1 protein-coding gene is annotated in these 249 nt (G+C 78.3%); it reads right to left on the reverse strand.

Going from position 1 to position 249, the window contains the following annotated elements; all coding sequences use genetic code 11:
- Positions 1 to 249 (reverse strand): hypothetical protein (locus tag GTW08_RS08735; RefSeq protein WP_202416780.1); only part of this gene is annotated, 249 nt, incomplete at both ends.

Here is a 249-nt window from a genome sequence, read left to right on the forward strand (position 1 = left end):
GACCGCGTCGGCGACGGCGACCACGCGCCGGTAGCCGGCGGACCGGCGGACGTCGCGGGCCGGGTCGGGGTCGGCGCCGGGCAGGTCGTGCAGGGTCACGACGAGCGGTCGTGGCAGGACCTCCGCCTGCTCGACGAAGGCGTCGGCGGCCGCGGCGACCCCGGCACCCCACAGTGCGTCGGTGAACTGGGCGTGGGTGAGGTCGGCCTGGCCGGAACCGACCGGGACCACGCCGTCGGCGACCACCGC

The organism is Pseudonocardia sp. SID8383 (genome assembly GCF_009864975.1).
GTDB lineage: Bacteria > Actinomycetota > Actinomycetes > Mycobacteriales > Pseudonocardiaceae > Pseudonocardia > Pseudonocardia alni.